Source organism: Teichococcus wenyumeiae, assembly GCF_003696345.1.
Taxonomy (GTDB): domain Bacteria; phylum Pseudomonadota; class Alphaproteobacteria; order Acetobacterales; family Acetobacteraceae; genus Pseudoroseomonas; species Pseudoroseomonas wenyumeiae.
Window position 1 is genome coordinate 126,591 of sequence record NZ_RFLX01000011.1, and the last position, 14,598, is coordinate 141,188.

Genomic DNA, 14,598 nt, shown 5'->3' on the forward strand with positions numbered 1-14,598 from the left:
ACTCAAGATGAACCGTCGTCAGTTCACCGCGCTCGGCGCCGCATTCGGCGCGGCGGCGCTGCTGCAGCCTGCCCTCTCCGCCCCCGCGCTGGCGCAGGGCGCCGCCACGCTGCCGGATGTGCCGCTCCGGCTCGTGGTGCCCTTCCCGCCCGGCGGGCCCAATGACCTGCTGGCACGCCTGCTGGCGCAGAAGATGGGCCCGCGCCTGAAGCGCAACGTGGTGATCGAGAACCGCTCCGGCGCCGGCGGCGTGGTGGGCACGGATGCGGTGGCCAAGGGCCTGGCGGATGGCACCAGCATGGTGCTGACGAGCGCCGGGGCCATCGCCATCTCTCCGACGCTGATGCCGAAGATGCCCTATGATGTCGAGAAGGACCTGGCGCCCATCACACTCGTGGCGCTGATGCCGGAGCTGCTGGCGGTCAACCCGAAGCTGCCGGTCAAGAACCTGGCCGAGCTGATCGCCTATGCCAAGAAGAACCCGGGCAAGGTGAACTTCGCTTCCTCCGGCAACGGCAGCATGCCGCATCTGGGTGGTGAGTCCCTGCGCTTCTCCGCCGACATCGACATCGTCCATGTTCCCTATCGCGGCGCGGCGCCGGCGGTGACGGACCTGATGTCGGGACAGGTGCAGATGATGTTCGCCGATATGCCGGCCATGCTCGCCCAGGTGCAGTCGGGTGACCTGCGGCCCATCGCCATCGCCGGTGACGCCCGCTCTCCGTTGCTGCCAGAGGTGCAGACCCTCGCCGAGGCCGGCCATCCGGATGTGGCGCCGGTCAACTGGTACGGGCTGGCGGTTCCGGCCAGGACGCCGGCGCCGATCCAGCAACTGCTGCACGGTGCGGCGACAGAGGCGCTGCGCGACCCCGAGCTGATCTCGGCCTATGAGCAGCAGGGTGCGCGCGTGGCCCCCGGGTCCCCGGAGGAATTCCGCCGCTTCATCGCGGAGGAAACCAAGCGCTGGGGCGAGATCGGCCGCCGCGCCGGCGCCACCATCGACTGAGCCCTTCATGGGGCGGAGCCGCGGCGATGGCAGCATGGCCATCGCCGCGCTCCATCCCTGGCTCCTGCGATGGCATCCGCTCCGCGGCTGGTTGTCATCGGCGTCCTGAGCCACGAAGATCGGGCAGTTGGGAGGAAGCCTGAATGGTTGGCGCCGCAATGCTCAGGCACGACGCGGCGCGCCGGATTCAGGCAATCCGATAGGGAGGATTGCAGCCATGGTTGAGCGGGTTCTGATTACGGGTGGTGCCTCTGGCATCGGGCGTGCAGTGGCGGAACGCTGCCGCGCGGATGGATACGAACCCGTGGTGATCGACCGTGAGGCTACCGCCGGCAGCGGCATCATCCAGGCCAACCTGTCCGATCCTGAAGAAACGGCACGCGCGCTGGAAGCTGCGCTGCGCGGCGGCCCCATCACCCGCGTCGTCAACAATGTCGGGGTGGTGCGGCCGGGTCCGGTGGAGGAACAGAGCTTCGCCGATCTCGATCTTGTCGTGTCCTTGAACCTGCGCTGCGCGATGCAATGCCTGCAGGCCACCCTGCCCGGCATGAAGGACGCGCGTTTCGGCCGCGTCGTCAACATGGCCTCGCGCGCCGCGCTGGGGAAGGAACTGCGCACGGTTTATGCCGCCACCAAGGCCGGGCTGATCGGCATGGCGAAAGTGTGGGCGCTGGAACTGGGAGAATTCGGCATCACCGCCAATGCGATTGGCCCCGGCCCGATCCGCACCGAATTGTTCGACCGCGCCAATCCGCATAACAGCCCGCGCACCCAGGCGATCATCGACGCTGTTCCGGTGCGCCGGCTCGGCACGCCGGAGGACGTGGCGCAGGCTGTTTCCTTTCTGCTCGACGAACGCAGTGGCTTCGTCACCGGGCAGGCTCTGTATGTCTGCGGCGGCATGACCGTGGGCGCGGCCGGCGCATGAGCGGCATGGACGAGGCGCAGGGCCCGGTCGCCGTTATCGGCGCCGGCAGCATTGGCGTGGCCTTCGCGCTGGTCTTCGCGCGCGCCGGGCTCCCGGTGCGAGTGCAGGACCCGGAGCCGACGCGGCTGGCGGCGGTGCAGGGCGAAGTCCTGTCCCGACTGCGGGACCTGGCCAGCTATGGGCTCCTGGACGAAGCGCCAGAGGACATCGCCGCGCGCATCTCCGTGACACAGGATCTGGCGAAGGCGGTAGCCCAGGCGCGGCATGTGCAGGAATGCGCGCCGGAGCAACTGCCGCTGAAGCAGGCGCTGTTCGCGGAACTCGACCGCCTGGCGCCAGCCGATGCGGTGCTGGCCAGCTCCTCCTCCTTCCTGCCGGCTTCGGCCTTCGCGGCGGAGCTGCCGGGGCGGGGGCGCTGCCTTGTGGCGCATCCTGGCAACCCGCCTTACCTCATCCCGGTGATCGAGATCGTGCCGGCGGCCTTCACCGAGGAAGGCGCGGCGGCGAAGGCCGAGGCCCTCTTCACCCAGGTTGGCCTCTCGCCGGTCCGCCTGCGGCGGGAGGTCGAGGGCTTCATCTTCAACCGCCTGCAGGGTGCCCTGCTGCGGGAGGCTTATTGCCTTGTGCGCGACGGCATCGCCTCGGTGGATGACGTGGACCGGGTGGTGCGCGATGGCCTGGGCCGCAGATGGGCTCACATTGGCCCCTTCGAGACAGCGGACCTGAACACGCGCGGCGGCATTGCCGCCCATGCGGAAAAGATGGGTCCGTCCTATGCCCGCATGGGTGCGGAACGTGGAATGCGGGAGCCCTGGACACCGGACCTCGTGGCCCAGGTGGAACGCGAGCGCCGCGCTGTGATGCCAGCCGAGGGATGGGAGGCGCGCGTGGCCTGGCGGGACCGCATGCTGATGGCGGCGCTGAAGGCCCGGAACTCCCAGTAAGCGCTACTCGATACCCTCGTACCAGGTGCGGCCGTCTCGCTCGATCATGGCGATGGCGGCCGTGGGGCCCCAACTGCCCGCGACATAGGGGCGCGGCGCCTCCGGCCGCTCGGCCCAGGCATGCAGCACCGGCTCCACCCAGTCCCAGGCGGCCTCCACCTCGTCGCGCCGCATGAAGAGGGTGGGGTTGCCGCGCACCACATCCATCAGCAGGCGCTCATAGGCATCCGGGTAGCGCTGGCCGAAGGTTTTCTCGAAACTGATATCGAGCCCGGTGGGGCGCAGGTGCAGGCCGCCGGGGCCGGGTTCCTTGGTCATCATCTCCAGCCGCATGCCTTCTTCCGGCTGCAGGCGGATCAACAGGCGGTTGGGCTGCAGGTCATGCTGGTCGCGCGGGAAGACGCTGAAGGGCGGCCTGCGGAACTGCACCACGATCTCGGACATCTTGCGTGGCAGCCGCTTGCCCGTGCGCAGGTAGAAGGGCACGCCCGCCCAGCGCCAGGAATTCACCTGCGCCTTCAGCGCCACGAAGGTTTCCGTCATGCTGCGTTCGGTGCTGCCGATATCGGCCAGGTAGCCGGGCACCGGCCGCCCTTCGGCCGCGCCCGCCACATACTGGCCGCGCACGGAGAAGCTGTTGATCTCATGCGGCTCGAACCGCCGCAGCGCGCGCAGCACCTTCAGCTTCTCGTCGCGCACCGCATCGGCATCCAGCGAGATCGGGCTTTCCATCGCCAGCAGGCAGAGCAGTTGCAGCATGTGGTTCTGCACCATGTCCCGCAGCGCGCCGGAGCGGTCGTAATAGCCCACCCGCCCTTCCGCCCCGACCACCTCGGAGACGGTGATCTGCACATGGTCGATGACATCGGCGTTCCACAGCCGCTCGAAGATCGGGTTGGCGAAGCGCAGCGCCAGCAGGTTCTGCACCGTCTCCTTGCCCAGGTAATGGTCGATGCGGAAGATCTGCGATTCCGGCAGCACCTCTCCCACCGCCATGTTGATGGCGCGGGCGGAGGCGAGGTCGTGGCCGATCGGCTTTTCCAGCACCACGCGGGACAGGGCACTGAAGCCGCCATGCCTGGCCAGCCGCTGGCAGATCGGCCCGTAAAGCTCGGGAGAGGTCGCCAGGTAGAAAGGCCGCACCTGGCCGGGCCTTTCGTCGAGCGTGGCGACCAGCGCCTCCCATCCCTCGTCCGACAGGGCATCGACCTGGCGGTAATGCACCAGGGCCAGGAAGGCGGCCAGGGTCTCCTCGTCGAGGTTGGCGGGGCTCACATGCTGCCGCAGCGCCGCCTCGGCCCGCATGCGGAAGCCATCGGTCTCCAGCGCGCTGCGGGCCACGGCGATGATGCGGCTGGTGTCGGGAAACTGCCGGTCGCGGTAGCGGTGGTACAGCGCCGCCAGCAGCTTCCGCATCGTGAGGTCGCCCGTCGCACCGAACACCACGCAGTCGAACGATGCCACCGGAAGAATCCGCGCCATGCCGCATCCTTCACTCAGCTCTGGCGGCAGGATAGCCCAGGGAGTTGCGGCCCTCCAGCCGGAAGGCCGCCGCGCCTATTTCACGAAGGGCGAGAGTGCCCGCAGCCAGATCACCGCCGCCGCCGCGCCGGCATCCGGCGCGCCGAGGGCGCGATCTCCCAGGTAGCTGGCGCGGCCCAGGCGGGGGCGCATGGTGGTGGTGGCCTCCGCGCCGGCCTCGGCGGCCCGCACCGCTGCGCCCCAGGCCGTGGCGGCGGGCTCGCCGCGCTTGAGCGCCGCCTGGAAGGCCTCGGCCGCGGGGTGCAGCGCGTCCAGCATGGTCCGGTCTCCGGGCCGGGCGCCGCCGAGATCCCCGATGGCCTGCACGGCCTGGGAAAAAGCTTCCGCCCAATCCGCCGCGCGCGGCGCCTGACCCAGCCGGCGGGCGGCCCGCAGCAGCGCCGTGGCGTAGAAGGGACCGGAACTGCCGCCGATCGCCCGCCGCAGGCAATCGCCGAGTTGCCGCAGCGCTTCCTCCGGATGGGCGAAGCTGCCGGGCGGCAGGGCGCGGATGGCCGCCGCGCCGCGAGCCATGCTGATGCCGAGGTCGCCATCCCCCGCCTGACTATCGAGGCGGGTCAGCTCGGCCTCGTTCTGCTCCATGGCACCGGCGGCGGCCAGGATGGCCTGGCGCAGCGTCTCGGCCAGCGGACCGCTGGCAGGCGCCGCTGCCGCATGTTGCGGCGCCGGGGCGGGGATGACGCGGCGCTCCGGCGCGATCCTGCCGCCGCCGGTCCAGGCCGGTGCCTCGGCTGGTGCGTCCAGCAGTGCCAGGCGCGCGTCGTCCACCACCATCAGGGACAGGGAGCACCCGGGCATTTCCAGCGCGGTCAGGTAATTGCCCGCCCAGGCACGCTCCACCACCAGCCCCTGCCCCCGCAACCACCCCAGGGCGGCGCGGGCGATGATGGCCAGTTCCATCGGCGGCGTGCCGCCCAGCCCGTTGACCAGCACCACCACACGGGCGCCCGGCTTCAGGTCGAGGTCGGCGGCGATCGTCCGCAGCAGCAGCGCTGCCAGCGCATTGGCTTCCTGCATGGCACCCCGCGCCACGCCCTGTTCGCCATGGATGCCGAGGCCGAGTTCGATTTCCTCCGGGGCTAGCTCGAAGCCCGGCTTGCCGGCGGCGGGCACCGTGCAGGCGCCGAGCGCGACGCCCATGGTGCCCAGGGCCGCCGCAGCCTCCCGCGCCAGGCGGGCCACTTCGGCCAGCGGCCTGCCGGCGGCAGCGGCGGCGCCCGCCACCTTGTGGACCAGCACGGTGCCGGCGATGCCGCGCCGCCGCGCCGGCTCCACCGTGTCCCGCAGCGCCACGTCATCGGCGACCACCACGACCTCGGTCGGGATGCCCTCGGCGGCCGCCAGCTCGGCGGCGAGGCCGAAATTCAGCCGATCGCCGGTGTAGTTCTTCACCACCAGCAGGGCACCGGCTGGTCCCGCCACGGCGCGGATGCCAGCCAGCACCGCATCGACGCTGGGCGAGGTGAAGACATCGCCGGCCACAGCGGCTGCCAGCATGCCAGGGCCGACATAGCCGGCATGGGCGGGCTCATGTCCCGCCCCGCCGCCGGACAGCACCACCACCGGGCGGCTCGCGGCGGGGGGCAGTTCCGCCAGCAGGATCACGTCCTCCGCCTCCAGCAGGACCTGGGCGGGGTTGAGGTCGGCCAAGCCTTCCAGCATCTCGCGCACGACGCGGCGGGGATTGTTGATCAGCTTCTTCATGCGGCGTTCCGGTTCTTTGGGCGTGCCAGGGCATGCCAGTCTGAAGGGTGCCGGAGCCTGCGCCAACCCGGCTGGCTCGGGTGGTGTCAGTCCGGCTCTTCCGGCGGCGCCTCTCCGGCACGGATGCCGGGGGCCTGGGCTTCGATGTTGCGCGCCAGCTTGCGCAGAACGCGGCTGGCGACCTCCAGTTCCTCCTCCGTCACGTCCTGCAGCAGCAGGCCGCGCATGGAGCTGACCGTCTCATCCAGCGCCGCCACCTGTCCCTCGGCCGCAGGTGTCAGGCTGACCTGCTTGGCGCGGCGGTCGCCATCCACGGTGTTGCGGCGGATCAGCCCCTGCTTCTCCAGCCCGTCCAGCAGCCGCACGATGGTGGGGTGCTCCAGCTCCAGCCGCGCGGCCAGCTCGCTCTGCGTGATGGCCTCGTTCCTGGCCAGTTGCAGCAGCAGCCGGGCGCGAGAGAGGTTCAGCCCCTGTTGTCGCACCAGACCGTCGAACAGGGTCCGCATCTTTCGCCCGGTCACGGAAAGCTCGGTCAGGAAGCCGGCACGCAGGGCGGACTGGGGCTGTTGCATGGGAGGCCTGTCTGTCGCCGGCCGGGTCAACAGCCGGCCGATGTTATTTCCCTTGGAAGCATAGACCGGCCTCCAGGCGCCAAGCCCGCGCCCTGCCCGGGCGTATGGCGCGGCACTGCCTGGTTATAGTCAGCCGGCGGCTTCCTCCACCAGTCCGTGCATCCCAGCGCCGCCGCAAGCCAGCGCGATCCCTGGAGTGGGGGCCACCGCCCGGCGTCCCGAAGCGACGAATTTGCAGCCCATACCCGCATCGGTTGATACCCCACCTCGCTGCGGGCCTTGCCGCGACAGCCGCGTCCGGCGGTCATTTTCACCGCCCCCGGTCTGCACGCCGCCGGCTTCCTGTGGCACGGTACCGGCATGATACATTTCGGCCAGCTTCTGGAGATCGGGCCGCCAGGCGGATCTCCAGCAGCCATTCCATCGTTGCCTTCGCGTGCTGACCGGCACGCGGAGTTGCTGCCAGTCCGAGGAACCACGGCATGACCCCACGCAAGCAGATGAGCCTCGGGCTGTCGATGCGCTACCTCGGCTACCATGCCGCAGCCTGGCGGCATCCGCAGGTCGATCCCGCCGGCGCCTCGGACTACGATCACTTTCTGAATGTGGCGCGGCTGGCCGAGGCCGCGAAGTTCGACATGGTCTTTCTGGCCGACGGCATCGGCATCCGCGCCAAGGACGAGCCTGAAGGCTCGCTCTGCCGTTCCGCCCAGACAGCGGAGCTGGAACCGCTGACGCTGCTCTCCGCACTCGCGCCGATGACGAAGCATATCGGCCTCGTCGCCACGGCCTCCACCACCTACAACGAACCTTTCCATGTGGCGCGGAAATACGCCTCGCTGGACCGGATCAGCCGCGGGCGTGCCGGCTGGAACATCGTGACCTCCTGGTCCGATGCCGAGGCTCGCAACTTCAACCGCGACCAGCACCTGGATTACGACACGCGCTACGAGCGCGCCGCCGAGTTCGTCGAGGTCGTCAAGGGCCTTTGGGATTCCTGGGACGAGGATGCCTTCGTGCGGGACCAGGACACCGGTATTTTCTTCGATCCCGGCAAGATGCATGTGCTGAACCACCAGGGGCGGCACTTCAAGGTGCGGGGGCCGCTCAGCGTCGCCCGCAGCCCGCAGGCACGGCCCGTGCTGGTGCAGGCGGGCGCCTCGGAACAGGGGCTGGAGATCGCCGCCGCCAGCGCGGATGTGGTCTATTCCGCGCCGCACGACATCGACACGGCCAAGGCCTATTACGCCAACCTGAAGGCTCGCTTGGCCAGGTATGGTCGCGCACCCGGCGACCTGCTGGTGATGCCGGGCTTCACCCCCTTCGTGGGCCGCACGGAGCAGGAAGCGCGCGACAAATACGACCAGCTCAATGCGCTGGTCGATCCGCTGCTCGGCCTCTCCTACCTTTATGGCCAGATGGGCGACCTGTCCGGCTATCCGCTGGACGGGCCGGTGCCGGAACCCATGGATGCCGAGGTGAAAAGCATCGCCAGGAACCTGCTGACCCTGGCGCGGCGTGACAACCTGACCATCCGGCAGCTCTATACCCAGACCGCAGCCGGCTTCGGCTCCCGCATCGTCATCGGCACGCCGAAGCAGATCGCGGATGAGATGGAGGCCTGGGTTGCCGCCGAAGCCGCCGATGGCTTCAATATCTGCCCGGCCGCCCTGCCGATCGGGCTGGAGGATTTCGCCACGCTGGTGATACCGGAATTGCAGCGGCGCGGCGTCTTCCGCAGCGACTATGCGGGGGCGACGCTGCGCGAGAACCTCGGCCTCCGGCTGCCGGGGAGCCGCTATGCCGCCGCGTGAGCGTCACGTCGCCGTCCTCGGCGCCGGTATCGAGGGCGTGGCCAGCGCCATAGAGCTGCTGCGCACCGGCCATCGCGTTACCCTGCTGGACCCGGCGAAGCCGGGAGGCGAGCAGGCGGCCAGCTATGGCAATGCCGGCTGGCTCTCCCCCATGTCCATCATCCCGCCCAGCACGCCCGGAATCTGGCGGCAGGTGCCGGGCTATCTGCGCGACCCGCTGGGGCCGCTGGCCATCCAGTGGCGCTACCTGCCGAAAGCGCTGCCCTGGCTCTCGCGCTACCTGCTGTCCGGCTGGACCGAGGCGCGGGTGCGGCGGATCGCCCAGGCGCTGCGGCCGCTGCTGCTGGATTCGCCGAGCCTGCACGCGCGGCTGGCGGCGGAAGCCGGCGTGCCGGAACTGATCGAGCATCGGGGCGTGATGCATGTCTTCGCCTCGCGCGCGCATTTCGAGGCGCAGTCGCTGGCCTGGCGCATCCGGCGCGACTGCGGTGTTGTCTGGACGGAGCTGGAAGGCGCGGCGCTGCGGGAAGTGGAACCGGATCTCGGCCCCGCCGCCGGCTTCGGCGTGCTGCTGCCGGAAGGCGGGCGCTGCCTGTCACCGGGACAATACGTGGCGGCGCTGGCGGCCTATGCGCAGCGGCAGGGTGCGCGGCTGCTGCGCCAAGCCGCGGTGGATTTCCGGCTGGAGGGCAGCCGGCTGCGCGGCGTTATCCTGGCCGATGGCAACCTGCTGGACTGTGATGCCGCCGTGATCTGCTGTGGCGCCCGATCAGCGCCTTTGGCCGCGAAAGCCGGCGACACGGTGCCGCTGGAAACCGAGCGCGGCTACCATGTCATGCTGCGTGGCACGCAGTTCGGGCCGGTGCATTCGATGATGCTGGCCTCGGCCAATGCGGTGGTGAATCCGATGCGGGACGGGTTGCGCATCGCCGGCCAGGTGGAAATCGCCGGGCTGGACGCCCCGCCCAACTGGAAGCGAGCGGAGATCCTGCACGACCACCTGCGGCGCGCCTTCCCCGGCCTTCCCGACCCCTTCCCCCCGGACCGCGTCAGCGTCTGGATGGGGCACCGCCCGGCCACGCCGGACGGCATGCCCTGCCTGGGAAGGGCCAGTGGCTCGGAGGACATCATCCATGCCTTCGGCCATGGCCATGTCGGGCTGGTGGCCGGGGCGCGCACCGGGCGCGTGGTGGCGCAACTGTCGTCCGGCCAGCCGCCGGAGATCCCGTTGGAGCCGTTTTCCGCCGCCCGCTTCCGCTAGCGTCCGGCTGCCTCGGCTGTGCCCGCGCGCCCAAAGGGGACGCGCGGACTCATCTGGGTCAAGCCGCCGCCTGCAGTGCGGGGTAGTCGGTATAACCCTCCGCGCCATCACCATAGATGGTGGCGGGATTGACCTCGTTCAGCGGCGCGCCCTGAGACAGACGGCGCGGCAGGTCGGGGTTGGCGATGAACTTCAGGCCGAAGCTGACGGCATCGGCGCGGCCGGCGGCGAGTTCGGCGGCCGCCTCCTCCACCGAGAACTGCTCATTGGCGATCAGCGGGCCGCCGAAAGCCTGCTTCAGTTGCGGGCTGATGCGGTCGGCGCCGACATGTTCGCGCGTGAACAGGAAGGCCAGCTTCCGGCGCCCGGCTTCCCGCGCGACATAGGAGAAGGTGGCCAGCGGGTTGCTGTCCCCCATGGTGTGGGAATCACCGCGTGGCGACAGATGCAGCCCGACGCGGTCGGCACCCCATACGGAGATGGCGGCATCCACCACATCCAGCATCAGCCTGGCGCGGTTCTCTACCGGCCCGCCATATTCATCCGTGCGCAGGTTGGTGGAATCCTGCAGGAACTGGTCGAGCAGGTAGCCATTGGCGCCATGGACCTCCACACCGTCGAAGCCGGCAGCCTGCGCATTCTCGGCCCCTTTGCGGAAAGCCTCGACCACGCCGGGGATCTCTGAGGTTTCCAGCGCGCGGGGTGTCGTATAGGGGCGCTGGGGGCGCACCAGGCTGACATGGCCTTTGGCTGCGATGGCGCTGGGCGCCACCGGCAGCGCGCCGTCCAGAAACATGGGGTCGGAGATGCGGCCGACATGCCAGAGCTGCAGCATGATACGGCCGCCCGCCGCATGCACCGCATCGGTGACACGCTTCCAGCCTTCCACCTGCTCTGCGGACCAGATGCCGGGCGTCTTGGCATAGCCGACGCCCATAGGGGTCACCGAGGTCGCCTCGGAGATGATGAGGCCGGCGGAGGCACGCTGGACATAGTAGTCGCGCATGATGGGGGTGGGCACGCGGGTGTCCGCAGTGGCACGGGCCCTGGTCAGCGGCGCCATGACAATGCGGTTTGGCAGCTCCAACGCGCCGAAACGGGCCGGGTCAAACAGGGTCGGCATAGGCTGTGACTCTCCTGACGCACGCGCCGGCGTTGAGCCGGCAGTCGTTCGATAAATAGCGAACAACATGCCTTTGGTAAGGGAGGGGCAGGCATGCAGGAGCCGTATGCACACAGAGACGTGGCGATGCTGGGCGAGCATGAAGAGCGCGGCCGGGGCGCTTCCGGCGCCACGCCTTCAACCCTGTAGGGGGAGCGGCTGGGCGGCTGAGCGACCCTCCCCCGGCGCCGCCAGCCGGGGGAAGGCACCATGGCCGTCAGCCCTTGGAAACGCCCCAGAACAGGGGCAGCGGCGCCGAGGCCACGCCCGAGACATTCTTGCGCCAGGCCTGGAAGCCCTTGAAGAAGCCGGTGGGGGCAAAGAGGCCGCCTTCCACCGCGGCCGCATTCATGCGGCCCATGGCGGCCTTGGCTGCGGCCTCGTCCGGCGCGGCGAACCACTCGCCGCGGGCCTGCTCCACGGCCGGCAGGTTGGGCCAGCCGAACCAGGCGCCGTCGCCATGGGCGCGCAGCCCGTTGTAGCTGGCAGGCGTGACGCAGTCGGCGCCGCCGTGCCAGGAGAAGAAGATCGACCAGCCGCCTTCCGAGGTCGGTGCCTTGCTGGTGCGGCGGGTGCCCACGGTACCCCAGTCGGTGGACACGAAATCGACATTGAAGCCGATCTGCTTCAGTGCCTCCGCCGTGACATCGCCGAAGGCCTTGGTGATGGGCTGGTCCTGCGCCACCAGCATCACCACCGGCTCTCCGTCATAGCCCGAGGATTTCAGCATGGAGCGCGCCTTGTCCATGTCGCGCGGCCCCTTCAGGATCTCGCCGCCTTCCTCGGTGTAATAGGGCGTGCCGGGGGTGAAGTAGCCGCCGAGCTGCTGCCACAGGCTGCGGTCCTCGCCCACCAGGGCGGTCATGCAGTCCTCCTGGCTCAGGCCCAGCATCAGGGCGCGGCGGGCGCGCGCGTCGCTGAAGGGCTTCTGCAGATGGTTCATCCGCAGCGTGCCGATGTTGCCCAGGGGGTCCGCGATGCCGATGGCGATGTCGCGTGAGCGCCGCAGCACCGGCAGCAGGTCCACGATGGGGTTCTCCCACCAGTCGATCTCGCCGCTCTGCAAGGAGGCGGCGGCGGTCGCCGGGTCCGGCATCACCACCCACTCGATCCGCTCCACCATGGCGCGCTTGCCGCCGGCCAGCCAGGACGCCGGTTCCTCGCGCGGCACGTAGCCGTCGAACTTCGTGAAGACCGCCTTGGCGCCCGGCACCCATTCCTCCCGCACGAAGCGGTAGGGGCCGGAGCCGACATAGTCCTTGATCTGCTGGAAGGGGTCCGTCTGCGCGATGCGCTCCGGCATGATGAAGGCCAGAGGCGCGTTGGTCTTGCCCAGCGCCAGCAGCATCTTCGGGTATGGCTTCTTCAGCGACCAGCGGAAGGTGCTGTCATCCACGGCCACCAGCTCGTTTTGCTGTGCGCGGATCATCTGGCCCATAGGGTCGCGCACGGCCCAGCGTTTCAGGCTGGCCACCACGTCGCGGGCGCGCACCGGCTCGTTGTCATGGAACTTCAGGCCAGGGCGCAGCCTGAAGGTCCAGACGAGCCCATCGGCGGAGACCTCCTCCGATTCCACCATCTGGCGCTGCGGCTCGATATGCTCATCCACGCCATAGAGCGTGTCCCAGACCATCGCGGAAGCATTGCGCACCACCAGCTGGGTGCCCCAGATCGGGTCGAAATTCGCCAGGTTGGCCTGGGGCACGAAACGCAGCGTGCGTGATGCCGCGCTCTGCGACAGGGCCGGCCGGGACAGGCCGCCCGCCACCAGCGAGCCTGTCAGCGCCGCACCACGCAGAAAACTCCGTCGGTCCATTCGTCACATCCTTCCCGGCTTCACCGCCCAGCGGGGCGGCGACCTGCTCAAAACAATGGCGGCGCCACCGCGGCGCATCTGGTTCGGGAGCCCGCGGCATGCTGCCGCCCCTGCTCCTGCCGCACCCCCTGCATCTGCCGTGCCAGCCGTCTCATGCGCCGCCGTGGGTGGACAGGAGCCCGGCCCCGCCCGCAGATTTCCGGCCGAACCAGGGTGCGCAGGCCATGATGGACGAGATCGACCGCAAGCTGCTGACACTGTTGCAGGAGGATGCGAGTCTTTCGCTGGCGCAGCTGGCGGAGCGGGTCGGCCTTTCCTCCACGCCCTGCTGGAAGCGGGTGCAGAAGCTGGAAGCGCGCGGCGTGCTGGCGCGGCGCGTGGCCCTGGTGGCGCCGGAGAAGGTGGGCGTCGGGCTGATCGTCTTCGTCGCCATCGAGGCCGCCGACCATTCGCCGGAATGGCTGGACCGCTTTGCCCGCACCGTCGCCGCAATGCCGGAGGTGATGGAGGTCTACCGGATGGCTGGCGAGATCGACTACATGCTGCGCGTGGCGGTGGCCGACATGGCGGCCTTCGACATCTTCTACAAAAGCCTCATTGCCGCGGTGCCGCTGCGCAACGTGACGTCCCGATTCGCGATGGAGCGAATCAAGCACACCACGGCTTATCCCTTGCAGCGCAGCGCCTTCCGGGACCGTGGCCAGCCGGGTGAACGGGCCAGCGATACGGAAGAGGAAGAATAAACTTCTCCCACGCGTGGCCGGGGGAGGACAGACCTTTCGCCTCCCCTGAGAACTTCAGGAAACACAACCATTTAACAGTGCTCTCCGGCTGCGTATCTTTGCCTTTATGACGCACCGCACCGGACATCGCCTGCGCGGCACCGGCCCCCGCTGCCGGAACCCTGCCGCTTGCAGCCGATGTTGCCGCCGGCGCTGACCTGACCCGCTGATCTTCCCGTCCGCCCTTCCCACGGCACCAGCCGTGAAGGAGCCCGCATGCCTGATACGCACGCCATCAGCCTTCCCAAGCAGTCCTTGTCGCTGCCCCGCGCACGGCAGGCCCTGGCCGGCCGCGCCATGCCGGACCTGCGCAAGCTGCGCCGTTTCCTTTCCCCGGTGGTGCTGGTGCTGCTCTGGCAGGCGGCTTCCAGCCTCGGGCTGATTTCCCCGCGTACCCTGGCCTCCCCGGCCACGGTGATCCTGTCCGGCTGGGAGCTGCTGCTCTCGGGCGAATTGCCGCACCACCTGATGGTGTCGCTGAGCCGCGTCGTCACCGGCCTCGCCATCGGCCTGGCGCTGGGCACCGGCTTCGCGCTGGTGGCGGGCCTGTCCCGCCTTGGCGAGGAAGTGGTGGACGCGCCCTTGCAGATGCTGCGCACCCTGCCCTTCCTGGCGCTGGTGCCGCTGTTCATCCTGTGGTTCGGCATTGGCGAGACGCCCAAGATTGCCCTGGTGGCGCTGGGCACCACCTTCCCGATCTACCTGACGCTCTTCGCCGGCATCCGCGGCGTGGACCCGAAGCTGGTGGAAGCCGGCAAGATGTTCGGGCTCGACCGGCGCGGGCTGGTGCGGCACGTCATCCTGCCGGGGGCGCTGCCCTCCGCGCTGGTGGGGCTGCGCTATGCACTGGGCACCGCCTGGCTGAGCCTGGTGATCGCCGAGCAGATCAACGCCACCTCCGGCATCGGCTTCCTGATCAATGACGCGCGGGACTTCCTGCGCACCGACATCATCGTCGTCGGGCTGGTGGTCTATGCCCTGCTGGGCCTGGGCGCCGATGCCCTGGTGCGGGCGCTGGAGCGCCGCGCCCTCGCCTGGCGCCCCAACCTGCTGAAGGGCTGAGGATC

12 protein-coding genes are annotated in these 14,598 nt (G+C 69.5%); 7 read left to right on the forward strand and 5 right to left on the reverse strand.

The features are described 5' to 3' along the window. Positions 1 to 7: 7 nt before the first annotated feature. The 3 genes from EBE87_RS15545 (at position 8) to EBE87_RS15555 (ending at position 2,878) form a co-directional block, all read left to right on the forward strand. A complete protein-coding gene (locus EBE87_RS15545) occupies positions 8 to 1,006 on the forward strand; it encodes a Bug family tripartite tricarboxylate transporter substrate binding protein (RefSeq protein WP_120638784.1) in 999 nt (332 codons plus the stop codon). 217 nt (positions 1,007 to 1,223) lie between these two features. Beyond that, a complete protein-coding gene (locus tag EBE87_RS15550; RefSeq protein WP_120638783.1) occupies positions 1,224 to 1,934 on the forward strand; it encodes an SDR family oxidoreductase in 711 nt (236 codons plus the stop codon). Then, positions 1,931 to 2,878, forward strand: a complete 948-nt coding sequence (locus tag EBE87_RS15555) for a 3-hydroxyacyl-CoA dehydrogenase (RefSeq protein WP_120638782.1) — start codon at positions 1,931 to 1,933, stop codon at positions 2,876 to 2,878. The genes EBE87_RS15550 and EBE87_RS15555 overlap by 4 nt, the downstream gene beginning before the upstream one ends. 3 nt (positions 2,879 to 2,881) lie before the next feature. Here EBE87_RS15555 and zwf read toward each other — a convergent pair whose 3' ends face one another. From zwf to EBE87_RS15570, 3 genes are all read right to left on the reverse strand, one after another. Further along, positions 2,882 to 4,360: a glucose-6-phosphate dehydrogenase gene (gene zwf, locus EBE87_RS15560; RefSeq protein WP_120638781.1), complete on the reverse strand. Its 1,479-nt coding sequence runs from the start codon at positions 4,358 to 4,360 to the stop codon at positions 2,882 to 2,884. A gap of 75 nt (positions 4,361 to 4,435) precedes the next feature. Further along, the gene (locus EBE87_RS15565) at positions 4,436 to 6,124 is read right to left on the reverse strand and encodes a dihydroxyacetone kinase family protein (protein ID WP_122140062.1); all 1,689 of its coding nucleotides are present in this window, start codon (positions 6,122 to 6,124) and stop codon (positions 4,436 to 4,438) included. Positions 6,125 to 6,210: 86 nt separating this feature from the next. Continuing rightward, positions 6,211 to 6,696, reverse strand: coding sequence for a MarR family winged helix-turn-helix transcriptional regulator (locus tag EBE87_RS15570; protein ID WP_120637488.1), 486 nt, complete (start codon positions 6,694 to 6,696; stop codon positions 6,211 to 6,213). A gap of 482 nt (positions 6,697 to 7,178) precedes the next feature. Here EBE87_RS15570 and EBE87_RS15575 point away from each other — a divergent pair, with 482 nt between their 5' ends. Continuing rightward, positions 7,179 to 8,510: an LLM class flavin-dependent oxidoreductase gene (locus EBE87_RS15575; RefSeq protein ID WP_120637489.1), complete on the forward strand. Its 1,332-nt coding sequence runs from the start codon at positions 7,179 to 7,181 to the stop codon at positions 8,508 to 8,510. Next, on the forward strand, positions 8,497 to 9,771 hold the full coding sequence (locus EBE87_RS15580) for an NAD(P)/FAD-dependent oxidoreductase (RefSeq protein WP_120637490.1): 1,275 nt from the start codon (positions 8,497 to 8,499) through the stop codon (positions 9,769 to 9,771). Before EBE87_RS15575 ends, EBE87_RS15580 begins: the two co-directional genes overlap by 14 nt. Before the next feature lie 58 nt (positions 9,772 to 9,829). Here the strand turns inward: EBE87_RS15580 and EBE87_RS15585 are convergent, their stop codons facing one another. Together EBE87_RS15585 and EBE87_RS15590 are read right to left on the reverse strand one after the other, a co-directional pair. Further along, complete coding sequence (locus EBE87_RS15585) at positions 9,830 to 10,894, reverse strand: alkene reductase (protein ID WP_120637491.1); 1,065 nt, start codon at positions 10,892 to 10,894, stop codon at positions 9,830 to 9,832. A 256-nt stretch (positions 10,895 to 11,150) separates the two neighbouring features. Further along, positions 11,151 to 12,749, reverse strand: coding sequence for an ABC transporter substrate-binding protein (locus EBE87_RS15590; RefSeq protein WP_120637492.1), 1,599 nt, complete (start codon positions 12,747 to 12,749; stop codon positions 11,151 to 11,153). 224 nt (positions 12,750 to 12,973) lie between these two features. Between EBE87_RS15590 and EBE87_RS15595 the strand changes: the two genes are divergently transcribed. Together EBE87_RS15595 and EBE87_RS15600 are read left to right on the forward strand one after the other, a co-directional pair. Next, positions 12,974 to 13,492, forward strand: a complete 519-nt coding sequence (locus EBE87_RS15595; RefSeq protein WP_199707229.1) for an Lrp/AsnC family transcriptional regulator — start codon at positions 12,974 to 12,976, stop codon at positions 13,490 to 13,492. Positions 13,493 to 13,747: 255 nt separating this feature from the next. Beyond that, positions 13,748 to 14,593, forward strand: a complete 846-nt coding sequence (locus EBE87_RS15600) for an ABC transporter permease (protein WP_120637493.1) — start codon at positions 13,748 to 13,750, stop codon at positions 14,591 to 14,593. Positions 14,594 to 14,598 lie beyond the last annotated feature (5 nt).